Genomic DNA, 23,118 nt, shown 5'->3' on the forward strand with positions numbered 1-23,118 from the left:
CCTCGCTCATGGTGACTGCTTCGTAAAGTAATCCCTTCTTATAGATTAATAGGAAGACCTTAATCTGAAAAGTAGGTTTTAGAAAAATTTGTACATATTTTTAGAGGTTTCGTAAGAGCGGGAGGATTTGTGCCCGTTTTCTCACTTATTCGCTTACAACTTCTCACGTCTTGCGAAGTCAACAAAGCGAAACTTATCTGGCCGGTGGCGGGACTCCGTATATTGAAACAGCCTCGCATCTTTGAGATACACAAAGTTTCGAATGACGACAATATTCGAATAAGATTCAAAATCGAGGAGCTGTAAGTCTTCTCTTGAAGGCTCCTCCACCGTAATCTCTTTCTTAGCAAATCCGATGTCTAGCTCTAACTCTTCTTCTATGTACCGATAGATGGACTCTTCACACGTGCTTCGAGTTAATGTAGGAACAATCGACTGGTTGATATAATCTTTATCAAGGATAATCCGTTCGCCCTCCATTTCTCGAACTCGAACAACATGCCACACTAGCTCCTCGTCTAACTCTAACTTACGTCTAAGGTCTGGAGTGGGATTGTTCAACGTCACTTCATGCACATGCGTTCGAGAGTCTCCCCCAACTACATTTGCAATTTCTTTAAAGCTGACTAAGCCAGAAACCGGGAAATCGTATTTGTGCAAATCCAAGACAATAGATCCTTTGCCTCGGATTTTTTGAATATATCCATTTTGAGCGAGTAGATTGAGTGCTTTTCGTACCGTTTCACGGGACGTTTCATACGTGGTTGCTAATTCATGCTCAGAAGGGAGCTTCGATTGTGGCTCGAAGCTCCCTTGTTTAATTTGGCTGGCTATATCATTAAATACCTCTAAATATTTGTTCCGCATCCCCATGCGCCCCCTTCATGCTTACTTTGTTAAGTGAAAGACAACTGTCTCATATGGTCGAAGGGTGACTTGTTCTACTTGAGTGGCAGGGTCTTCATAGTTAGAAATTAGAACATCCTTCTTATATGGAGCCACATCAATATGTTTAGGTAATGTGACACTTGTTGCTTGGTCGAAGAAGTTGTTCAGCACAATTAATTTCTCATCTTCTCGTTCACGAACATACGCAAAGACTTGAGGGTCATCCTTTAAGATAAGTTCGAAGTCTCCCTCCGTAATGATCTCATATTCTTTACGAAGCTGAATCAATTCCTTGTAATAGTAGAAGATGGAGTTTGCATCCTTTAGCGCTTCCTCCGCATTCACTGTCTTATAGTTAGACGCCACATCAATCCATGGTGTTCCCGTAGTAAAGCCAGCGTGGGCGCTACTATTCCACTGCATCGGTGTACGAGAGTTATCGCGAGACTTATCTTGAAGGATAGAAAGAATTTCACTCTCTTCCATTCCTTGTTCTTTAAGAATCCGATACATATTTAACGATTCAACATCACGATACTCCCCAATGCTTTCAAAGTAAGGGTTGGTCATTCCAAACTCTTCCCCTTGGTAGATGTAAGGCGTACCTCGCATCATATGAATGGTCGTAGCAAGCATTTTGGCTGATTCATTATGGAACTCGCCATCATTACCGAAGCGTGATACGACTCGAGGTTGGTCGTGGTTACACCAGAATAGTGCATTCCATCCTCCACCAGCTGACATCCCTTCTTGCCAATGGGACAAGATTGTTTTCAGTTGGTCGAAATCCAGTTCTCCCTTTGCAAATTTCTCTCCGTTCGGGTAATCGACCTTTAAATGATGGAAGCTGAACGTCATATTTAATTCATTGCGCTCTGGGTTCGTATACTTCACACAGTTGTCAATTGTAGTGGATGACATCTCTCCTACAGTCATCATATCGTACTGAGAGAACACTTCACGGTTCATTTCGTTCATATATTCATGGACACGTGGACCATCCGTATAGAACTTACGACCATCCCCTATATCATCATTCGGGAAGTCTTGATTTTTAGAGATTAGATTAATAACGTCTAGGCGGAAACCGTCAACGCCCTTTTTCAACCAATAATGCATCATATCATAGAGATGGTGCCTCACTGTTTCATTTTCCCAATTAAGATCAGCCTGGGTAACGTCAAATAAGTGAAGGTAGTATTCTCCACTGTCTTCGTCATATGCCCATGCGTTGCCACCGAATTTAGACTGCCAGTTCGTTGGAGCTTCCCCGTTCACCGGTTCTTTCCAAATGTAGTAGTCACGATATTCGTTATCCTTCGAAGAGATTGCTTGCTTAAACCAATCATGTTCCGTCGATGTATGATTAATGACGATATCCATAACGATTCTCAAGTCTCGTTTGTGTGCTTCTTCAAGGAGACGATCGAACTCTTCCATCGTTCCATACGGCTCATAAATGTTGTAATAATCGCTAATGTCATATCCATTATCACGTTGAGGAGAATCATAGATTGGAGTCAGCCAAATGACATCTGTCCCAAGTTCCTTAATATAATCTAGTTTCTCAATAATTCCAGGAAGGTCTCCAATGCCGTTTCCTGTTGAGTCGTTGAAGCTCTTTGGATAAATTTGATAGACCGTTGCTGTTTTCCACCATGGTTGTTTCATTCCGAACACCTTCCTATACTGTAAAATATGAATGTAGCACCATGTGAACATGGTGCTACCGTTGTTATACGTTTCTACGTTTCGCTATTATGAATGTTACTATGAATGGAATAACAATGGCAATGGTCATCCCAATCATAAATTCGAACCAGAAGCCTGATACGATGGAGAAAACGCCTGGTACGCCTCCGACACCTATTGAAGTTGCTTTAACACTTTCAAGAGTGACATACAATCCAGCAAGTGCAGAACCAATTACGGCCGCAAAGAATGGGAATTTGTATCGAATGTTTACCCCAAACATAGCAGGTTCAGTAACCCCTAACCAAGCAGATACACCAGATGTACCTGAAAGACCTCGTAAATTCTCATCTTTCGTTGCCAACATCATGGCAAAGACTGCTGCCCCTTGAGCGATATTCGATAGTGCAAGCATAGGCCATAAGAACGTTGTTCCTGTTGAACCTACAAGCTGAATATCAACCGCTAGGAATGTGTGGTGGAAGCCTGTAACAACTAGGAATGGATAAATACCACCGTAAATTAATCCACCCAACCATGCATACTGTTCAAAGATAAAAATTAATCCGTCTGTAATGCCGTTCCCTACCGCAAACATAGCAGGTCCAATTGCAATAAATGTTAAGAATCCAGTTACAAGTAGACTGACAGGTGCAACAACTAGCATTTGAATGGAGTCAGGAATGACTTTACGTAACCCAACCTCAATTCTTGCAAGTACCCATGAGGCTATAAGCACCGGAAGTACCTGCCCTTGATACCCAATCTTCTCGATCTCTAACCCGAGTATATTCCAAATTGGAACTGTTCCATCCTTCACTGCATCACCGTATGTCCATGCATTTAACAAGTCAGGGTGAACAAGAATTAAACCTAACACTATCCCGAATAACTCACTACCTCCGAACCTCTTCACAGCCGACCAACCGATTAAAGCAGGCAAGAACGTAAAGGCTGTGTTCGCAATGATGGCGATTACATTTGTAACATCAGCCCATTGAGGAAAGACATCGATAACCGATTGCTCGTCATAGAAAATCCCTGGATTTACAAGAATATTATTAATTCCTAATAGTAATCCGGCCGTTACAATGGCAGGTAAGATTGGAATGAAAATATCTGCAAGTGTCTTAATCGCTCGTTGAAGCGGATTCATTTTCTGTGCAGATGCCGTTTTCACATCTTCTTTAGAAGATTGCTCCATATTCGTTAACGACATTAATTCTTTATATACTTTATCCACTGTTCCTTGTCCAATTACGACTTGGAATTGACCGTTCGTAGAGAAGGATCCTCGAACGACATCAAGTGATTCTAATTTTTCTTTATCCACTTGTTCTTCATCATTTAAAGCTAGTCGCAAGCGTGTAACACAGTGCGTCGCTGCATGTATATTCTCTTCGCCGCCAAGCGCTTTCAATATTTCTTCCGTTTGTTGACGTAGATCCATGCTCCTCACTCTCCCTCACCTTTTATCTATTGGAAATAAAATCGCTTTCATTAACAACTTGTATATACATGTTACAACATGTAAGCGTTTTTGTATAGACATTTATTCGTTTTCGAAATATTTTAATATTTTTTCGTGAAGAACTGGTTTTCTAGGTCTAAACGGAGACACTCGATGCGACGACAGACCTATGTATTTCTATTAAAAAATTTAGAAATGCTTCAAAGCATTAGAAATGTTCGTAGTATCTATTCTTGCCTTCAAGCAAGGTTCACATACAAAAGAACCCCACACACGATGAACGTGTGTGGGGTTCTTATACATCAAACTACGCCTTACTTATTAAGGTTGTAGAATGCCTTTTTACCAGCGTAAACGCCAGTTCCAGCTAAGATATCTTCGATGCGAAGTAGCTGGTTGTATTTCGCTACGCGGTCCGTACGGGACGGAGCACCAGTCTTGATTTGACCAGCGTTAGTCGCAACTGCGATGTCAGCAATTGTAGCGTCTTCTGTTTCACCAGAACGGTGAGAGATAACTGCTGTGTAGCCAGCTTCTTTCGCCATTTCAATTGCTTGGAATGTTTCTGTAAGTGTACCGATTTGGTTCACTTTGATTAGGATAGAGTTTGCGATACCTTCTTCGATACCACGGGATAGACGGTTTGTGTTTGTTACGAATAGGTCATCACCTACAAGTTGAACACGGTCGCCTAGGCGCTCTGTAAGAAGTTTCGTACCTTCCCAGTCGTTTTCGTCTAGACCATCTTCAATAGAGATGATTGGATATTTGTTAACAAGCTCTTCGTACCAGTCAACCATTTCTTCAGAAGTACGAACAACGCCTTCACCTTTAAGGTTGTACTTGCCATCTTCGTAAATTTCAGAAGAAGCAACGTCCATTGCTAGCATGATATCTTCGCCAGCTTTAAGACCTGCAGCTTCGATTGCTTCAATGATTGTAGATAGAGCTTCTTCGTTAGAACCTAAGTTAGGAGCGAAGCCACCTTCGTCACCTACACCAGTGCCGTACCCTTTCTTGTTAAGAACTTTCTTAAGAGAATGGAATACTTCAGCACCCATGCGAAGCGCTTCTTTGAATGTTGGAGCGCCAACAGGCATGATCATGAATTCTTGAATGTCAACGTTGTTGTCAGCGTGCTCGCCACCGTTAACGATGTTCATCATTGGTGTTGGAAGTTTCTTCGCATTGAATCCACCAAGGTAAGCGTAAAGAGGTAGATCTAGGTAATCAGCTGCTGCGTGAGCGGCTGCCATAGAAACACCAAGGATTGCGTTAGCACCTAGGTTACCTTTGTTTTCTGTACCGTCTAGCTCGATTAGAAGCTGGTCGATAATAACTTGACGAGTTACATCGTAGCCAAGTAGTTCTGGAGCGATTTTCTCGTTTACGTTTGCTACAGCTTGTGTAACACCTTTACCTAGGTAACGGTCTTTGTCACCGTCACGTAGTTCTACTGCTTCGTATTCACCAGTAGATGCACCAGATGGTACAAGTGCTTTACCGAAAGCACCAGATTCAGTATAAACTTCAACTTCAATCGTCGGGTTACCACGGGAGTCAATGACTTCGCGTGCGTATACGTCAGTAATGTATGGCATTATTTATTCTCTCCTTTTTGAATTAAAGATTCACCAGTCATTTCTTCTGGTTGTTGAACATCTAGTAGCTCAAGTAGAGTTGGAGAAAGGTCTCCAAGAATTCCACCCTCACGTAATTGAATTCCATCTTTCGTAACGATTACTGGAACAGGGTTCGTCGTATGAGCAGTCATCGCATCCCCATCTTCCGTCGTTACTTCATCAGCATTTCCGTGGTCCGCCGTAATGATGGCGTGCCCACCTTTTTCACTGATTTTATCGATAATCTTGCCTAGGCATTCGTCTACTGTTTCAATAGCTTTCACAGTAGGTTCAAGCATTCCACTGTGTCCAACCATATCAGGGTTAGCAAAGTTAAGAATGATTGCATTGTGCTTCTCAGCGTCTAGCTCTTTAAGAAGAGCATCTGTTACTTCATAAGCACTCATTTCAGGTTGAAGGTCATACGTTGCAACCTTCGGAGAATCAATTAGAATACGTTCTTCGCCAGGGAACTTATCTTCACGGCCACCGCTCATAAAGAACGTAACGTGAGGATACTTCTCTGTCTCAGCAATTCGTAATTGCTTCATATCATTTTGAGCGAGTACTTCCCCAATTGTGTTGTCCAGGTTAACCGGCTTGTAAGCTACAAACCCATTAACGGATTCACTGAATTGAGTAAGCATGACGAAATGAACATCTTTCGGTGCTTTCTCGCCACGATCGAATTCACGGAAATCGTTGTTCGCGAACGTACGAGAGATTTGAATGGCACGGTCTGGACGGAAGTTATAGAAGATAATTGCATCTTCGTCTTCTACCGTTGCACGTGGATTTCCATTCTCATCCGTTAATACAGAAGGAAGAACAAACTCGTCATATACTTCGTTCTCATATGAGTCATCTACAACTTCCATAGCATCTTTATACGTAGGACCTTCTCCATACACCATCGCGCGGTAGGCCTTCTCCACACGTTCCCAGCGCTGGTCACGGTCCATGGAATAATAACGTCCGGAGAGAGTAGCTAATTCTCCCACACCGTTCTCTTCCATCTTGTCTTCAAGTTGCTTAATATACGTCTTAGCAGATTTCTGTCCGACATCACGTCCGTCTAGGAAGCCGTGCACGTAAACTTTCTCTAGACCACGCTCTTTCGCCATATCAAGTAAAGCGAATAAGTGTTCAATGTGACTATGAATTCCACCATCAGACAATAGTCCGAATAAATGAAGAGCTTTATCGTTTTGTTTCGCATAGTCCATCGCTTCAACAAATCGTTCATTCTCGAAGAAATCTCCTTCTCGAATGGACATATTTACACGAGTTAGACTTTGATAAACCACGCGACCTGCACCAATGTTTAGGTGACCGACTTCAGAGTTCCCCATCTGGCCTTCCGGAAGACCAACCGCTTCACCTTTAGCAGTGAGCGTCGTGTGAGGATACTGGTTCCATAGACGATCGAAGTTTGGTGTGTTCGCATGTTTAACTGCGTTACCAAATTCTTCATCACGCACGCCATAACCATCTAAGATAATTAGGGCTGCTAATTTATTTTGGTTCATTATTTACCTGCCTCCACTAAAGCTAAGAAAGATTCAGGCTGTAGGCTTGCGCCACCTACTAGTGCGCCATCAATGTCAGATTGGCCTAGTAGTTCTTCAACGTTTGCTGGTTTTACGCTACCGCCGTACTGGATACGTACAGCTTCTGCAGCTTCTTCACCTGCGAATTCTTTAACAGCTTGGCGTACGTGTGCACATACTTCGTTAGCATCTGCAGCCGTTGCTGTTTTACCAGTTCCGATTGCCCAAATAGGCTCATATGCGATGATTGTCGCTTTAACTTGGTCAGTTGTTAAACCTTCAAGTGCGTTTTTCACTTGGTTCTCAACCACTGTGAATGTTTCGTTGTTTTCACGCTGCTCGTCAGACTCACCTACACAAACGATTGGAGTCAATCCGTGTTTGAAGGCTGCATGAGTCTTCTTGTTTACTGTTTCGTCTGTTTCCCCGAACAGTTCACGACGCTCAGAGTGACCTAGAACAACATATTCTACACCAATGTCTTTAAGCATTTCAGGGCTTACTTCGCCTGTGAATGCGCCACTTTCTTCAAAGTGCATGTTTTGAGCACCGATTTTAACATCTGTGCCTTTTGTTTTTTGGACTAGGCTATGAAGAGCTGTGAAAGGAGCAACAACTACGGACTCAACTTGGTCAGCAGAAGGTACTTGGCCTTTAACCTCATCAATAAACTGCTCGGATTCACCTAGTAGCTTGTTCATTTTCCAGTTACCTGCAATGACTTGTTTACGCATGGGATTCACCTCGCCTTATTTATCGTTAAGTGCTACTACGCCAGGAAGTTCTTTACCTTCCATGAACTCAAGAGATGCGCCGCCACCAGTAGAGATGTGGTCCATCTTGTCTGCGTAGTTAAATTTCTCAACAGCTGCAGCAGAGTCGCCGCCACCGATTACAGTGTATCCTTCTGCAGTGCTTAGTGCTTCAGCTACACCTTTTGTACCGTTTGCGAATGTTTCAAGTTCAAATACGCCCATAGGTCCGTTCCAGATTACAAGCTTGGACTCTTTAATAACCTCAGCATATTTCTCAATTGTCTTCGGACCAATGTCCATTGCTTCCCAGTCAGAAGGGATGCTGTCGATGTTTACTACTTCTGTGTTCGCATCGTTAGAGAAATCATCACCAACGATTACGTCAAGTGGCATGTAGAAGTTAACGCCTTTTTCTTTAGCTTTCTTCATATATTCATTCGCTAAATCGATCTTGTCTTCTTCTAGTAGAGATTTACCAATTTCGTAGCCTAGTGCTTTTACGAATGTGTAAGCAAGGCCACCACCGATAATTAGGTTATCTACTTTGTCGATCAAGTGGTCGATTACGCCAATTTTATCTTTAACTTTCGCACCGCCGATGATTGCAGTGAATGGGCGATTAGGATCTTCCAACGCACTTCCAAGGACATCAAGTTCTTTCTCCATTAGGAATCCAGCAACAGCAGGAAGGTGTTGAGCAATTCCCTCAGTAGATGCGTGTGCACGGTGTGCAGCACCGAATGCGTCGTTTACGTAGACGTCAGCAAGATTCGCGAATTGCTGAGCTAATTCAGGATCATTCTTTTCTTCGCCTGGGTAGAAACGTACGTTTTCTAGTAGAAGCACATCGCCTGCTTCCATTTCAGAGATGGCTTGGTCTACTTCACTTCCGTAAGCTTCGTCAGTCTTTGTAACGGTCTGACCTAATAGGTCGCTAAGACGTTTCGCAACTGGGTCTAGACGTAGATCCTCAACTGCTTCACCTTTGGGACGGCCAAGGTGACTTGCTAACATAACTTTAGCACCTTGCTCAACAAGGTATTGAATTGTTGGAAGCGCAGCACGGATACGCGTATCGTCTGTTACTTCACCTTCTTGCATTGGTACGTTGAAATCAACGCGGCAGAACACCTTTTTCCCATTTAGTTCAATGTCTTTAATTGTTTTCTTGTTCACGGGAAGAGGACCTCCTTTATTTTCCTTGGAATTGGTCTTCCTTGCCCCTATGTATTACAAGGACACTGTTTTCAATAGTCGCCTAAAACCCCTTAAAGGCGCTTATTGAAGGGTACGCAGAATAATAAGTGGGTGCACTTGCTTGTAGAATACAAATCGCAAAGGAGGAGGTGGTGCTCTCCCCCGTCACTTTGCGATTGCATGTCTTTCATATACGGTTGATCACCGTAGCGATTCAAATCCTATTTAAACTTATAGTCCTTGTTCTGCAAGAAATACAGCAAGGTCTACACAACGGTTAGAGTAACCAGTTTCGTTGTCATACCAAGAAACTACTTTAACCATGTTGTCTTCGATTACTAGCGTAGAAGCTGCATCGATTGTAGAAGAAGCTGCGCTACCGTTGTAGTCGCTAGATACAAGCTCTTCGTCAGTGTATTCTAGGATACCTTTAAGGTCGCCTTCAGCCGCTTCTTTAAGCGCTGCGTTAACTTGTTCAGCTGTAACGTTTTGGTCTAGCTCAGCTACTAGGTCAACTAGAGATACGTTGCTAGTAGGAACACGCATAGCCATACCAGAAAGTTTACCATCTAGGCTAGGAAGAACTTTCGCTACTGCTTGAGCAGCACCCGTTGTTGTTGGGATGATGTTCTCAGCTGCTGCACGCGCACGACGGTAGTCTTTGTGAGGTGCATCTTGGATTTGTTGGTCACTCGTGTAAGAGTGAACTGTAGTCATCATACCGCGCTTAAGACCGAACTTGTCGTCAAGTACTTTCGCGAATGGAGATAGGCAGTTCGTTGTGCAAGATGCGTTAGAGATAACGTGGTGCTCATCTTTGTTGTAGTCACCTTCGTTAACACCCATAACTACTGTAAGGTCTTCGCCTTTAGCAGGTGCAGAGATGATTACTTTCTTCGCACCAGCGTCGATGTGTTTCTTCGCATCGTCACGCTGAGTGAAACGGCCAGTAGATTCGATTACGATATCTACGCCTAGGTCGCCCCATCCAAGGTTAGCTGGGTCGCGCTCAGAAAGAACAGTGATTTCTTTGCCGCCAACTACTAGGTTCTCACCGTTTGTTGTAACTTTCTCTTCAAACTTACCGTGTACGGAGTCGTATTGAAGTAGGTGTGCAAGCATGCTTGCATCCGTTAAGTCGTTAAGTGCTACGATTTCTACTGCGTCGTTGTTCCAAGCAGCACGGAAAACACTACGTCCGATACGGCCGAAACCATTAATACCAATTCTGATTGCCATGAAAAATTCCTCCTTAGATTCATTGGTTCATAATTTATTTAAAGGGAAATTCCCTTTATTAACTCTTTCGCTGCGCCTTCATCTGTGATGAGGACGTTGCTTTGTCCTTGCTGAAAATACGAAGCAATCGCTTCTGCCTTAGAAGCTCCACCGGCTACGGCTATAACACAATTAGTATGATGTAAATCCTCCAATTGAATACCTACCGTACGCACTTTATGGACAACTTCACCTCTGTTGTTGAAATAATATCCAAACGCTTCACCAACAGCTTGGCCACGTTGAATCGATTCCATCACATCAGAAGGAGTCTTCCTTCGCTCTGCCATTGTAATGGCATCTCCAATCCCATGTACAACGACATCCGAGCCTCGAATCAAATCAAGGACTTCTTTTACAGAGGGTTCTCCAATAATGGTTTGATACGATTCTTCACTAAGCGGATCTGGCACATACAGCAAACGGTATTCCCCATTCGCCTTCTTAGCCATCTCTGCACAGATTGTGTTCGCTTGATTCTCAACATGCTCGCCAAGTCCACCTCTTGCAGGTAAGAACATGCAATCCCAAGCAGTATCAAGTGGCGTCATCATCTCTGCAACGGCAGCCATCGTACCGCCACCAGTTACTGAAATGGTACTTCTCGGTGCTAATCGCTCTTTCAAGAATCGTACTGAAGCTCTTCCCATCTCTTGTTTCACCCATGAAAGTTCATCACTATTACCCGGTACAACCATAACATGTTGCAGCTCGAAATGTTCCTTTAGACGTTTCTCTAATGCAGAAACACCCGTCAACTCGTTCATAAATTCTTTGAGTTGGACAAGGATTTGCTGTCCCTCGTCGGTAACAAGCATTCCCCGTGTCGTCACTTCTACAAACCCTTGATCATTAAGAAAATCAATTTCTGTACGAATCGTTCGTTCAGGCATTTGTAGATTGTCTGCTAAAGTACGACGTCCAATCGGTTCATTCAGCGTAATAAAATGCAAAATGTCGTATCTTCGTTGCATAATCGTGGTGACATCCGGGAATAGTTTACTCTGTAAATCAATTAATGCCCTCATGGAAAAGCTCCTTTACAGTATGTAAGCTGTAGCGGGGCTGTTTTCGTCCCACCTAGGCACATTTTGTCCCACTTGGGCTAAAAAATATACCTGAAGCCTACAAACTCATTTTAACAATACCCCCATTGCCTTGCAACTCACTCGTTAATCTTTTTTCATATGTAATCGCTTACTTATCAAAAAAGTATCAATCCTCCCATAATCCAGTGTCTCTCCGTCCATCTCAACGACCGGAATCATAAGCTGATACTGCATAAGCAAGGCATCATCTGTATAAATATCAATTTCTTTCCATTCAAAGTCATACTTCGATTGTAAATCCTCTAATTCAGACTTCGCTTCTTCACAGAGTCCGCATTCCTTCTTCGTATACAAGGTTAATAATGGTCGCTCCATTTTACCCCCTCCTTCCATATCTTTCATTCTGTCATACCCCCCTCCTTCTGTAAAACGTGAACTTCGTGACTATTTTAACTAGTAATTTGTCTCAGTGTCCTCTAAAATAAGGCAGTTAAGGAGGACATCTATGAATTACAAACAACACGTCATGATCGGGTTAGCGAGTGCTGGAATTGCATCCTACTACGACTTGACCTCTTACTATGAATTATCGGCTGTCTACCCCTTTCAACAAGGGTTATTTCATACAGGCTTATATTACGTTGGTGCCATCTTCGGGTCTTTGCTTCCAGACATTGACCATCCAAGCTCTTATATAGGAAGAAAACTGCCCGGGCTGTCTAAATCCATTAGCAAGTTATTTGGTCACCGAGGATTTACGCATTCCATCGTATGCGTAGCTGCTTTATACTTTGGTCTCACTGAGTTAAAGGAGCAGGTCCCTTCAGTTCCAGCGCTTGGCATCACCATTGGATATATCTCTCACCTGCTCGCAGATTCACTGACTCCTCAAGGGGCTCAGTTACTGTATCCATTGCAGGTTCGATTATTTAAACCTACTACATTTATGAAGAAGCTATTACGTAGATAAAGGGCATACATACAGTTTCAATAGTTGAGAATACTAGGGGCAACCTACTGAAATGAAAGAGGGTGCAACTGTATGCCATTGTTACTTTTGTTTTTAGGAGGGGTCTCCTTCGGGTTGTTAACGAACTGGATTGCTACTTTATTGTAGACCTGTACATAGAAAGAGCCTCGTACATCTTAGTTAAGGCACGAGGCTCTTTCTCCTTTCAGCTCTCTTGGCCAGCGTCAGGACGCAACACCACGAGTTAACCAGCTATTCAACTGTAATCTGCTCCTCATAACTGATTGTCCGCCCATACTCCCCTTCTTCCATTAACTCCCCACCAATATTCTCATAATCTTCTCCCACTTCGTTCACGAATTCTTGTGGTTGGTTGGCTGTCACACTAAGCGTAGCAATCACGGTATACTCACCCGAAAACTCTGATCCAATCGCTGCATAGACCTCTGCTGTGAAAGTGCCATCCACAATTGGCGACGTTGTCTGTACGCGATAGCCTTCACGGTCCTGAAGTGTCACCATCACCACACCCCCATCTGGAAGGTTCGTCGTGCCATGAATGGTCAGCAGCCCGTTGTCTTTCGTTGTGTCAATTGTCATTTCTGCCTCAATTGGACCTACTTCTTCTACTTGCTCCGACTTTGCCCCATCACTCGAACATCCGAACAATACAACGAGGAATAGTCCAAACCATACGATAACGTGCTTCTTATATCCCATCCTAACCACTCCCTTTTCCATCATGTATATCTATATATACGTCAACTTCAATGAATAACACCAATCCGTTGCAAAACAGATCGGCCTCTTAAACACAAAAAAACCTCCCGAGCTCTTAACATGTTTCGTTAAGAACTCGAGAGGCTATGTGTAGTGCGCCCGGAGGGATTCGAACCCCCGACAGACGTAGAACCGGAATCTACCGCTCTATCCAACTGAGCTACGGGCGCCTATTAGAGTGACACTAGTAATTATACGGCTTACAGGTTTAATTTTCAAGAAACAATTTCTGTTGCAGCCGTATGCCATTGTTAAGATAAGGAAATTCTAAGTAAGAGGTGATTAGAATGAACGGAATGCTTCTTACTTGGATAATCTTGAATATTATCCTATTTGCTCTCGTATTAAGGCATATCGTACGTCTTCCTATTGTACGCCTTTCTCCCACTTCCCACCTGCCACCCTCTACTTCTACGCTGAAACAAGCTTTTCTAACCTTTAGGACGTATGGGCTTCATCCATTAAGCAGTGTACAAATTGGCAATATTCATGCAGATCTAGCGTTTGTGGATGCGAAGGTTGTCTATATCCGATACAAAGCAGAAGACCTCCTTCAGCCAAAAAGGCGCCAAGAACTCGAGCGAAATGTTGCCTCGCTTATAAAGGATGGTTGGACGGTTTGGTACATGCGTGACAAAGAATTAAAGGAACACTTTACCGACATCGTCCACGAGATTGTCGTCACATGCAAGCAAAAATCTGTTAGACAATAAATGGACGTTTACTTTTACTACCGGTGGGAAAAATGTAATTAGTTTGGGTTCAGAAATCCTAATTCGACTAGTGTTTTTTCATCAAGCCTTTCGTTTGACCTTTTCTGACCTTACATGTATGATAAACATATGAAAAAACCATAACATATCTCTATTAAAGGAGGAAGAAACATGAATTTAATACCTACTGTCATTGAACAAACAAATCGCGGTGAACGTGCATACGACATTTATTCCCGTCTATTAAAAGACCGCATTATTATGCTTGGTAGCGCAATTGATGATAACGTTGCGAACTCAATCGTAGCGCAACTTCTATTCTTGCAAGCAGAAGATCCAGATAAGGATATTTCCCTTTACATTAACTCTCCAGGTGGTTCCATCACAGCCGGTATGGCCATCTACGATACGATGCAGTTCATTAAACCGAACGTATCAACAATCTGCACAGGTATGGCTGCTTCCATGGGTGCTTTCCTTCTTGCAGCGGGCGCGCCTGGTAAGCGTTATGCACTTCCAAACAGTGAAGTGATGATTCACCAACCATTAGGTGGTACTCAAGGTCAGGCTTCTGACATTGAAATTCATGCGAAACGTATAATCCAAATGCGTGAGAAACTAAACCAAATCCTTGCTGAGCGTACTGGTCAGCCAATTGAAACAATTCAACGTGATACAGACCGTGACAACTTCATGACAGCCAACGAAGCGAAAGAATACGGTTTAATCGACTCCGTTATGGAGAAGAAGTAAGCAACAGAAAAGCCAGGGTAGTTACCCTGGCTTTTTATTATGTTCATTTCTAGTAAAGCAAGCTTACACTTCTACGACGAAGGACTCAAGCTTATTTAATACATCCTCCTGATCACTTCCATCAGCTTGCAATACAATGGTCTCCCCAGACCCAACCGCTAAACTCATTAGCCCCATGATACTCTTTGCATTGACCCGTTTCCCATTCTTCTCTATAAACACGTCAGATGCAAAGCGATTGGCTTCTTGTACAAACAAGGCTGCCGGTCGCGCTTGTAACCCTGTCTTTAATTGAACTGTTACGGTTCTTTCTACCAAACCGCATCCTCCTCTCCCCATCCAATGTCCCACATAAGAAAGCGTTACCATCTTATAGACAAAGGAACGCTTCAGCAGCTGAAGCGTTCGATAATATGATTTATTATATCATGCGAAGATTGAAAAAGGAACGTATTAAGATTCCTTTCCAATCAGTTCACCTTTTCTTATTTTTTCTGCGTATTCATCGATTTTCCTTAACCGATGATTGATACCGGATTTACTAATTTTTGAAGTCATCATCTCGCCCAGTTCTTTCAGTGTCACATCTTGGTGTTCGACTCGCAGAACGGCAAGTTCACGAAGTTTGTCTGGTAAGATTTCTAAACCTACTGTCTGTTCAATAAATTTAATGTTCTCAACTTGACGAAAGGCTGCACCAATTGTCTTATTTAAGTTAGCTGTCTCGCAATTAACTAGTCGGTTCACAGAATTTCGCATGTCGCGCATAATTCGAACATCCTCAAACTTTAACAACGCTTGGTGTCCACCAATGATATTCAGCAATTCCGTAATTTTCTCTGCTTCTTTCAAATAGACAATGTACCCCTTCTTACGCTCAAGCATTCTTGCATGAAGGTCAAATGAGTTCATCAAATCATGAAGAGACTCATTGTGGTCTTCATAGAAATTAAAGATCTCAAGATGATAGGAGGAGGTCTCAGGATTATTAACGGAACCTCCTGCCATAAAGGCTCCACGTAAGTAAGAGCGACGGCAGCATTCTTTCTCAAGATATTTCTCGGAGATTGTACGGACAATTGTGAACGGCTCTTTCAAGATTTCTAAGTCTATGAGAAGCTGACGAACATCTTGTTTCATACGTACAATGTAGACGTTATTCTTCTTTAATCTCATCTTCTTTCGAACAAGAAGCTCAACCGGATACGCATACATTGTCTTTACTAGCGTGTAAATACGTCTAGCGATCGCGGCGTTTTCTGTTTGCACATCAAGCATATACTGCCGATTTGAGAAAGAAACGGAACCGTTCATCCTAATAAGGGCTGCTAATTCTGACTGCTTACAGCACGGGTCAAGTTCAATATTCGTTAATTCCTTCTTTGTCTCCGATGCAAAAGACATCCAATCACCTCCTCTTCTTTGGCAGTTTTATTTCATTTATTTCGAGATTAGTGAATAAAGCAGCTTCGACACTTTATCCGTATCGTGACGGAGCGTATGCTTGGAATAATCGATAATATCTTCCTCAATTAACTCAATTCCCATAGACGAAAGACGATCAATGTCATTCTTCACTGGAATCGCGTGCTCCTCGGCGTACACCTTTTGGATTTGTTCATCAATTGGCTGATTGTGTACAAGGATGGAATGAAGACAACCTTCACCAATATGATCCACGATCGCCTGAACATGATCCGCAGCCGTATAGCCAGTCGTCTCCCCAAGCTGAGTCATCACATTGCATACGTAAACAACCTTGCCATGTGTTTCACGTAATGCATCTGTAATTTGAGAAACAATTAAGTTTGGCAACGTACTTGTATACAGACTGCCAGGTGCAATGACAATCAAATCAGCTTCTTTAACTGCATTAACCGCCTCGGCTAATGGCACGAGTGGTTGCGGGCTAAGAAACACGCGTTTGATTCGCTTATTTGTTAAGGGAATTTTAGATTCACCAGACACTATTGTACCATCCATCATCTCTGCGTGAAGATGCAGATTTTGGTTAGCAATTGGTAATATTTCACCTTTCACATTTAAAACCCGAGAGATTTCTTTAATTCCATGGTAGAAATCTCCTGTTAACGACGTCATCGCTGCAAGCAGTAGGTTCCCCATGGAATGTCCAGAAAGTCCATTCCCGTTCGAGAACCGGTGCTGGAAAAGGTCAAGCAGCATCGGCTCGGTATCGGACAAAGCAGCGATTACGTTACGAATATCCCCAGGAGCCGGCATTTTTAACTCGTTGCGTAACCTGCCTGAGCTCCCCCCATCATCAGCGACCGTTACGATTGCCGTTAAATCAACAGGGTAGTCCTTTAAGCCACGAAGCAGCACGGGCATTCCTGTGCCGCCCCCAATCACAACGACATTCGGTTTGTTTGTTTGAGCCATGAATTATTTTCCCTTTCTTTTGTCTATATCCCGGTGTGTTACATGAGTGATATAGTCTTTAGAATAGTGCTTCGCAATATGCTCTGCAATGGCTACAGAACGGTGTTGTCCTCCAGTACATCCAATAGCAATCACCAGCTGGCTTTTGCCTTCCCGCTTGTAGTGAGGGAGCATGAATGTGAGTAAATCTAGGAGTTTCTCCATGAATCTTTGTGTCTCATTCCACTTGAAGACATAGGAGGAGACTTCATTCGTCAAACCTGTTAACGGTCTCATTTGTTCCACGTAGTGTGGGTTTGGTAAGAAACGAACATCATAGACGAGGTCTGCATCAATTGGCAGCCCATACTTAAACCCAAATGAAACGACTTGAACAGAAAAGACTTGTTGAGTCTTTTCTGAGTAGGAGTGGATGATCTTCTCTCTCAAATCTCTTGGTTTAATTGTGGATGTATCGATAATCTCTTGAGCTCGTCCCCTCAATTCATCTAATAAATAACGTTCCTGTTTAATTCCTTCTAAGGGGAGGCCTTCTGGTGCAAGCGGGTGAGAACGTCGGCTCTCTTTGTAACGAGAGACAAGAACCTCATCTTTCGCATCTAAGAATAGGATATGCTCAGATAACCATTTTTCTTCTCCTAATCGGTCTAAAGCTTCAAACATGGAATCAAAGAACTCTCTGCCCCTTAAATCCATCACTAAGGCAACCTTCTGAATATTGTTTGATGAATCTTTCATTAAATCTAGAAACTTAGGCAGCAACGCTGGTGGCAGATTATCGACACAGAAGAAACCTAAATCTTCAAAGCTTTGCACAGCAACTGTCTTACCTGCTCCAGACATTCCTGTAATTATTACGAGTTGTGTTTCATGTGTTTCTTCAGCCATCAGCCATCCGCTCCCCTTTTACTATTTTATGAATCTGCATTTGCATCTAACCGTACATGAAGTAATTCAAAATCTTGTGTATAAGTAAATGTGGCATACAAAATGCCGGTGTGATTCAGAATATGTTTCAAATAATAACGGTCGCCTCCAGCCATTGGCTTTGAGAGAACGTCACTCAACTTCGTCCACTCTAACTCTCCTTCTTCGCTAACAGACTTCAACGTTCCTGCATAGGATTCAGAGTAGAATGTGAACATCATCCATTCTCGAACAACCTCATCCCCTTCCTTCATTACGAACGTAAACACGCCTCGCAATTCAGGGTCGGCTACCTGTAAGCCCGTCTCTTCGAAGAACTCGCGTTGAGCAGTTTCCATTACGTGCTCCCCAGGTTCCATCTTCCCACCTGGCGCCACATACCAGCCTCTTCTGGGCTTCTTAAGTAACAGTACTTCATCTTCTGATTTCAATATACAATTTGCAACTCGTTGCATCTCGTCACCCCTCTGTCTACGCGTCTTGAGGTCTTACTTCTATTATACAATGAAGATTTCAACCTCTACAATCCAACTTTCCGTACATGACCCAGTCCAACAATCATTCCTATAGGGTTGAGCGTTGAACAACCAATCCCACAAAAAAATGCACAGGCGACTATCATTCGCCTGTGCCAAGTGTATTTATAAAGGGGGTCAATTAGTTACTTTCAGTATACCCCAAAATTGCCTTGAATGTGTTACAGCACAGTTAAAATGCAATTACGTGTTTGTTACGAGGTCACTCAGTACCGTTTACCCGTTAATTTCTTCAAGCAGATTCTCGATATAGTGTTGAGCCGCTTGAGCTGCAATACTACCATCACCTGTTGCCGTTACGATTTGACGAAGTTCTTTCTCACGGATATCGCCTGCAGCGAAGATTCCAGGAACTTTCGTTTCCATCTTTTCATTTGTTTCAATATAGCCATTTTCGTTCGTGATCCCTAGAGATTTGAATGGCTCGCTCAATGGAATGAGACCGATATAAATGAAGACACCATCAATTGGCTTATCATACTCTTCACCAGTCTTGTTGTTGTAAAGTGTAACGCTACCTACTTTACCATTCTCTTCGTTAATCTTCTGAGCTTCTGTATTCCAAATGAAATCAATCTTCTCATTATCAAATGCACGGTCTTGAAGGATCTTCTGAGCGCGCAATTGATCACGACGGTGAACGATGGTTACGTTCTCAGCAAAGCGAGTAAGGTAAACGCCTTCCTCAACTGCAGAGTCACCGCCTCCGATGACAACAAGGTTCTTATTCTTGAAGAATGCGCCGTCACATACTGCACAATAAGAAACACCACGGCCACCAAGTTCTTTCTCACCTGGAATACCAATTTCTTTATACTTTGCACCTGTACCGATAATGATTGCACGTGTTTTAAACTCTTTATTACCGGCTTTTACAGTTTTGTATTCTTTCCCATCTATGATCTCTTTAATGTCACCGTACGCATATTCAGCACCGAATTTCTTCGCGTGGTCAAACATTTTATTAGAAAGATCTGGTCCTAGGATACTTTCATAACCAGGATAGTTCTCTACGTCTTCTGTGTTTGCCATTTGTCCGCCTGGAATGCCACGTTCGATCATAAGGGTATCTAAATTAGCGCGGGAAGCGTACACAGCTGCTGTCATACCCGCTGGTCCTGCCCCTGCGATAATCACGTCATAAATACGTTCTTCTGTCACTACCCTCAACCCCTTTTCTTTGTTGTACTTTCATTTCTTTTAACTATATCCTAATAAAAATGTTAACGGACCGTCTATCGATTTGCTCATATCAGGTCGACACCTTTAATAGTTCCACGGCCCGCCTTGTTCCGAGAGGTGCGGGTGCTTGCGACAGCCCTCTTCCCAAAGGCTAAGCGCTCCGGAAGGGTCCCCCATGTGGTAAAGGGTAATGCTATACCATTTATAATAAGCGACATGACCTTTAAGTTTACTCTTTGAGACATTGTTAAAGCGTTCATGTGCTTCTTTGTATTGTCCGACTTGAGCAAGCGTAGTAGCTACGCGAAGCTTTTGCTGTTCATGGATAGGATATACATTTAACAGCGTGTGTATGTGTGGCGTAGCCTTCTCGTTCTCCTCACGTTTATGATAGAACAGCGCTAAGTTGCACACAGACAATAATGAATTAGGTTCTTGCTCCAAGCTCTGCTCCTCAAGCGCGATGGCCTCTGATTCACTTCCTTGTTGGAACAACGCATGAGCATAGTCGTGCTTGGCCAATGTATAGGAAGGAAAGAGACGAATCATATCTTCAAGTAGCGGCATAGCTTTATCCCACTCCAAACGCTCTTGATAATAGAATGCAGACTCTTGATAAGCCATTAACTCATCTTCTTCTTCAAACGCCCAATCTTCTTCCTCATCTTCTTCTATATCAAGAACCGTAAGCAGTTGCTCTGCTTCTTCTTTGAAATCTCCATTTGGAGCTTTTTGAATATAGTCTCTTGCATATTTCATCGCGTCTTGGAATAAACCAAGATGCGCATAGTTGTTCGCAATTAAATAATAGCAATCTACGTAGTCGTGACCAAATTTCGCTAACACGTTCGTTAATACTTCATTCGCTTGATGGTACTCGCCTGTCTCTGTATAAATAACAGAAAGCTGACATTGGTATAACGGCTCCTCAGGAACGAGTTCAACGGCACGCTTTAACCACTTCACAGCTTTCGTAAAATGTCTTTTTTTAAACGCTTGTACACCTTTAGAAAAATAGAAGTCTCCCTCAGGTCGAAACGGGATGACCTTCTCTTCTGACGAATGGTCTATGCTTGTTGTTTGCATTTAGGTCCTCCTATTCTTAGAACCAAAACAGTCCTAGAGCAGTATACCATAAATGTAAATACCCATGTAGAGGAAATGCCGTAATTATCCAAACTTTTGTCAGGTGTTCTCATAAGGTAACCCCCTCTATTTCCATAGAGGGGGTTGGTTTATTTCTTCTGATGACGTTGCTCTAATGCACGTAGTACTTCGTCGAATGGAAGGCCTTGATTTGTAAGTAACATGAGCGTATGGAACAGGAGGTCTGCTGTTTCCCATGTAAGTTCTTCATTGTCATTATTCTTCGCTGCAATGATGACTTCCCCGGCTTCTTCGCCCACTTTCTTCAGAATTCGGTCAACGCCTTCTTGGAATAGGGAAGACGTGTAAGAACCTTCTGGTAAGGTCGCTTTCCGCTCAGCCAGAACAGACTGTAGCTCATCTAGAATTTGATAACGCTGTTCCTTAGGTTGGGTCTCTTCTCCATAAACCACCTCATGAAAACAGCTATAGCTTCCAGTGTGGCAAGCAGGTCCACTAGGAATAACTTGTAGAAGTATGGCATCTTGGTCACAGTCATACGTCATGGTCTGAACCGACTGCGTATTCCCAGACGTCGCACCCTTATGCCACAGTTCCTGACGGGAACGACTGTATAAGACAGTTTCTCCTGTCGCCACGGTTTGTTCAATCGCCTCTTTATTCATATAAGCGAGAGTAAGTACTTCCTTACTCATCGCATCTTGAATAATCGCTGGGACAAGTCCCTGATCATCAAATTTCACATCTTCTAGTTTCATCTCACGTGCACCCCATTTTCTTTTAGAACTTGTTTCACTGACTCTACACTCGTTTCTTTATAGTGGAAAATGGATGCAGCAAGGGCAGCATCCGCTCGATTATGTTGAAATACGTCTACAAAATGGTCCGCATTCCCAGCGCCACCTGAAGCGATGACCGGAATTCCAACCACTTGTTGAACGGTTTCAAGCAACCCAGAATCAAAGCCTGTCTTCTCACCATCACGGTCCATACTCGTTACCAAGAGTTCGCCCGCTCCACGTCGCTCTACTTCCTGGGCCCAATCGGTGACAAGCCATTCCGTTGGACGACGCCCTCCATGAGTATATACCCGATACGTCCCCACTTCTTCATCGTATTTCGCATCAATAGCCACGACAATACATTGGGAGCCGAAATAATTAGCCCCTTCCGTCACAAGCTCAGGGGAACGAACCGCTGCTGAATTCAAGGAGACCTTGTCCGCTCCGGCACGGAGAATGGATTTCATATCTTCTAAAGAACCAATCCCTCCTCCAACTGTAAAGGGGATGGCAAGGGTAGCTGCCACTTCACGAACCATTTCAACCATTGTTTTACGCCCTTCATGGGTAGCTGAGATATCAAGGAAAACCAATTCGTCGGCACCTTGTTCATCGTATACCTTTGCCAACTCAACAGGATCACCAGCATCTCGTAAGGAAAGAAACTGGATCCCTTTGACGACTCGGCCTTCTTTCACATCTAAGCATGGAATGATTCGTTTCGTTAGCATGAGCCATCCACCTCTTCTAGCGCCTGTTGTAAATTCAACTCATTTGTATAGATGGCTTTTCCTACGATTGCGCCACCTACGCCGTCTGAAGCGTAACGTTTTAGCTCTTGCAAATCTTCAATATGACGTACGCCACCTGAGGCAATAATTTCTTTGCCACTTTCTTTCGCTAAGTTGACAATCGCTTCTGTACTTGGACCGCTCATCATGCCGTCTTTCGCGATGTCAGTGAATATAAACGTCTCGACTCCTGCCTCGGCAAAGTAGTTCGCCACATCAGCAATCGATTTCGTAGAATTAGTGAGCCATCCTTCTGTTGCCACATATCCATCTCTTGCATCGATCCCAATTGCAATTTTACTTCCATAGATGGAGACAAGCTCTTTCGTCAGCTCAGGGTTCGTAATAGCTAGGCTTCCAATAATGACTCGGTCCACTCCGTTATCCAGGTAATAACGAACATCCTCCTCTGTACGAATGCCGCCACCCATCTGTACATTAATATCCAATTGCTGTGCTACTTGTACAATATGACTCGCATTCACACGTTTGCCATCCCGAGCGCCATCTAGGTCTACCATGTGTACCCACTTTGATCCTTGTTCTGAGAACCCTCTCGCCACGTCTATTGGTGAATCCCCATAAATGGTTTCACGGTTAAAGTCCCCTTGCATGAGGCGAACACATTTCCCTCCACGTAAATCAATTGCTGGATAGATCGTAAATTGCGCCATC

Annotated in this window: 24 protein-coding genes and 1 tRNA gene; 3 read left to right on the forward strand and 22 right to left on the reverse strand. The window is 43.2% G+C overall.

Annotated features, from left to right (window positions below):
* Window positions 1–153 precede the first annotated feature (153 nt).
* The 10 genes from treR to H513_RS0106220 all read right to left on the reverse strand — a co-directional run bounded on the left by treR (window position 154) and on the right by H513_RS0106220 (window position 11,877).
* Window positions 154–867, reverse strand: a complete 714-nt coding sequence (treR, locus tag H513_RS0106175; RefSeq protein ID WP_026799961.1) for a trehalose operon repressor — start codon at window positions 865–867, stop codon at window positions 154–156.
* Window positions 868–888: 21 nt separating this feature from the next.
* Window positions 889–2,559: an alpha,alpha-phosphotrehalase gene (treC, locus tag H513_RS0106180; RefSeq protein WP_026799962.1), complete on the reverse strand. Its 1,671-nt coding sequence runs from the start codon at window positions 2,557–2,559 to the stop codon at window positions 889–891.
* A 64-nt stretch (window positions 2,560–2,623) separates the two neighbouring features.
* Window positions 2,624–4,030 (reverse strand): PTS system trehalose-specific EIIBC component, encoded by a 1,407-nt coding sequence (gene treP, locus H513_RS0106185; RefSeq protein WP_026799963.1) that lies wholly within the window; start codon window positions 4,028–4,030, stop codon window positions 2,624–2,626.
* A 335-nt stretch (window positions 4,031–4,365) separates the two neighbouring features.
* On the reverse strand, window positions 4,366–5,652 hold the full coding sequence (eno, locus tag H513_RS0106190; RefSeq protein WP_026799964.1) for a phosphopyruvate hydratase: 1,287 nt from the start codon (window positions 5,650–5,652) through the stop codon (window positions 4,366–4,368).
* Entirely contained in the window at window positions 5,652–7,202 is a 1,551-nt protein-coding gene (gpmI, locus tag H513_RS0106195; protein ID WP_026799965.1) for a 2,3-bisphosphoglycerate-independent phosphoglycerate mutase, read from the reverse strand. Before gpmI ends, eno begins: the two co-directional genes overlap by 1 nt.
* The gene (tpiA, locus tag H513_RS0106200; protein WP_026799966.1) at window positions 7,202–7,957 is read right to left on the reverse strand and encodes a triose-phosphate isomerase; all 756 of its coding nucleotides are present in this window, start codon (window positions 7,955–7,957) and stop codon (window positions 7,202–7,204) included. The genes gpmI and tpiA overlap by 1 nt, the downstream gene beginning before the upstream one ends.
* Before the next feature lie 15 nt (window positions 7,958–7,972).
* Window positions 7,973–9,154 (reverse strand): phosphoglycerate kinase, encoded by a 1,182-nt coding sequence (locus tag H513_RS0106205; protein ID WP_026799967.1) that lies wholly within the window; start codon window positions 9,152–9,154, stop codon window positions 7,973–7,975.
* A 252-nt stretch (window positions 9,155–9,406) separates the two neighbouring features.
* Window positions 9,407–10,414 (reverse strand): type I glyceraldehyde-3-phosphate dehydrogenase, encoded by a 1,008-nt coding sequence (gap, locus tag H513_RS0106210; protein WP_026799968.1) that lies wholly within the window; start codon window positions 10,412–10,414, stop codon window positions 9,407–9,409.
* 38 nt (window positions 10,415–10,452) lie between these two features.
* Window positions 10,453–11,481 carry a sugar-binding transcriptional regulator gene (locus H513_RS0106215; protein ID WP_026799969.1) on the reverse strand — a complete coding sequence of 343 codons (1,029 nt, stop codon included), beginning with the start codon at window positions 11,479–11,481 and terminating at the stop codon, window positions 10,453–10,455.
* 144 nt (window positions 11,482–11,625) lie between these two features.
* On the reverse strand, window positions 11,626–11,877 hold the full coding sequence (locus H513_RS0106220; protein WP_026799970.1) for a glutaredoxin family protein: 252 nt from the start codon (window positions 11,875–11,877) through the stop codon (window positions 11,626–11,628).
* Between the two features lie 130 nt (window positions 11,878–12,007).
* On the opposite strand from H513_RS0106220, the gene H513_RS19675 reads away from it, so the two are divergent.
* Window positions 12,008–12,472, forward strand: coding sequence for a metal-dependent hydrolase (locus tag H513_RS19675; protein ID WP_051239715.1), 465 nt, complete (start codon window positions 12,008–12,010; stop codon window positions 12,470–12,472).
* A gap of 252 nt (window positions 12,473–12,724) precedes the next feature.
* Here the strand turns inward: H513_RS19675 and H513_RS0106230 are convergent, their stop codons facing one another.
* Together H513_RS0106230 and H513_RS0106235 are read right to left on the reverse strand one after the other, a co-directional pair.
* Window positions 12,725–13,192 carry a hypothetical protein gene (locus tag H513_RS0106230; RefSeq protein WP_026799971.1) on the reverse strand — a complete coding sequence of 156 codons (468 nt, stop codon included), beginning with the start codon at window positions 13,190–13,192 and terminating at the stop codon, window positions 12,725–12,727.
* 154 nt (window positions 13,193–13,346) lie between these two features.
* Window positions 13,347–13,422: transfer RNA gene (locus H513_RS0106235), tRNA-Arg, on the reverse strand.
* 117 nt (window positions 13,423–13,539) lie between these two features.
* Here H513_RS0106235 and H513_RS0106240 point away from each other — a divergent pair.
* Window positions 13,540–13,965, forward strand: coding sequence for a hypothetical protein (locus tag H513_RS0106240; protein ID WP_026799972.1), 426 nt, complete (start codon window positions 13,540–13,542; stop codon window positions 13,963–13,965).
* A 171-nt stretch (window positions 13,966–14,136) separates the two neighbouring features.
* On the forward strand, window positions 14,137–14,718 hold the full coding sequence (clpP, locus tag H513_RS0106245) for an ATP-dependent Clp endopeptidase proteolytic subunit ClpP (protein WP_026799973.1): 582 nt from the start codon (window positions 14,137–14,139) through the stop codon (window positions 14,716–14,718).
* A gap of 63 nt (window positions 14,719–14,781) precedes the next feature.
* Here clpP and H513_RS0106250 read toward each other — a convergent pair whose 3' ends face one another.
* From H513_RS0106250 to hisA, 10 genes are all read right to left on the reverse strand, one after another.
* The gene (locus H513_RS0106250; protein ID WP_026799974.1) at window positions 14,782–15,036 is read right to left on the reverse strand and encodes an HPr family phosphocarrier protein; all 255 of its coding nucleotides are present in this window, start codon (window positions 15,034–15,036) and stop codon (window positions 14,782–14,784) included.
* A gap of 135 nt (window positions 15,037–15,171) precedes the next feature.
* On the reverse strand, window positions 15,172–16,122 hold the full coding sequence (gene whiA, locus H513_RS0106255) for a DNA-binding protein WhiA (RefSeq protein ID WP_026799975.1): 951 nt from the start codon (window positions 16,120–16,122) through the stop codon (window positions 15,172–15,174).
* A 36-nt stretch (window positions 16,123–16,158) separates the two neighbouring features.
* A complete protein-coding gene (locus H513_RS0106260) occupies window positions 16,159–17,118 on the reverse strand; it encodes a gluconeogenesis factor YvcK family protein (protein WP_026799976.1) in 960 nt (319 codons plus the stop codon).
* 3 nt (window positions 17,119–17,121) lie between these two features.
* Window positions 17,122–18,006, reverse strand: coding sequence for an RNase adapter RapZ (gene rapZ / locus H513_RS0106265; RefSeq protein WP_026799977.1), 885 nt, complete (start codon window positions 18,004–18,006; stop codon window positions 17,122–17,124).
* 26 nt (window positions 18,007–18,032) lie between these two features.
* Window positions 18,033–18,500 carry an NUDIX hydrolase gene (locus H513_RS0106270; protein ID WP_026799978.1) on the reverse strand — a complete coding sequence of 156 codons (468 nt, stop codon included), beginning with the start codon at window positions 18,498–18,500 and terminating at the stop codon, window positions 18,033–18,035.
* A gap of 297 nt (window positions 18,501–18,797) precedes the next feature.
* On the reverse strand, window positions 18,798–19,751 hold the full coding sequence (gene trxB / locus H513_RS0106275) for a thioredoxin-disulfide reductase (RefSeq protein WP_407946595.1): 954 nt from the start codon (window positions 19,749–19,751) through the stop codon (window positions 18,798–18,800).
* 96 nt (window positions 19,752–19,847) lie between these two features.
* Window positions 19,848–20,849, reverse strand: coding sequence for a tetratricopeptide repeat protein (locus H513_RS0106280; protein WP_026799980.1), 1,002 nt, complete (start codon window positions 20,847–20,849; stop codon window positions 19,848–19,850).
* A 149-nt stretch (window positions 20,850–20,998) separates the two neighbouring features.
* A complete protein-coding gene (hisIE, locus tag H513_RS0106285; RefSeq protein ID WP_026799981.1) occupies window positions 20,999–21,628 on the reverse strand; it encodes a bifunctional phosphoribosyl-AMP cyclohydrolase/phosphoribosyl-ATP diphosphatase HisIE in 630 nt (209 codons plus the stop codon).
* Complete coding sequence (hisF, locus tag H513_RS0106290; RefSeq protein ID WP_026799982.1) at window positions 21,625–22,383, reverse strand: imidazole glycerol phosphate synthase subunit HisF; 759 nt, start codon at window positions 22,381–22,383, stop codon at window positions 21,625–21,627. Before hisF ends, hisIE begins: the two co-directional genes overlap by 4 nt.
* On the reverse strand, window positions 22,377–23,117 hold the full coding sequence (hisA, locus tag H513_RS0106295; RefSeq protein ID WP_026799983.1) for a 1-(5-phosphoribosyl)-5-[(5-phosphoribosylamino)methylideneamino]imidazole-4-carboxamide isomerase: 741 nt from the start codon (window positions 23,115–23,117) through the stop codon (window positions 22,377–22,379). Before hisA ends, hisF begins: the two co-directional genes overlap by 7 nt.
* Window position 23,118: the final 1 nt, after the last annotated feature.

Source organism: Pontibacillus halophilus JSM 076056 = DSM 19796, from assembly GCF_000425205.1.
GTDB lineage: Bacteria > Bacillota > Bacilli > Bacillales > BH030062 > Pontibacillus_A > Pontibacillus_A halophilus.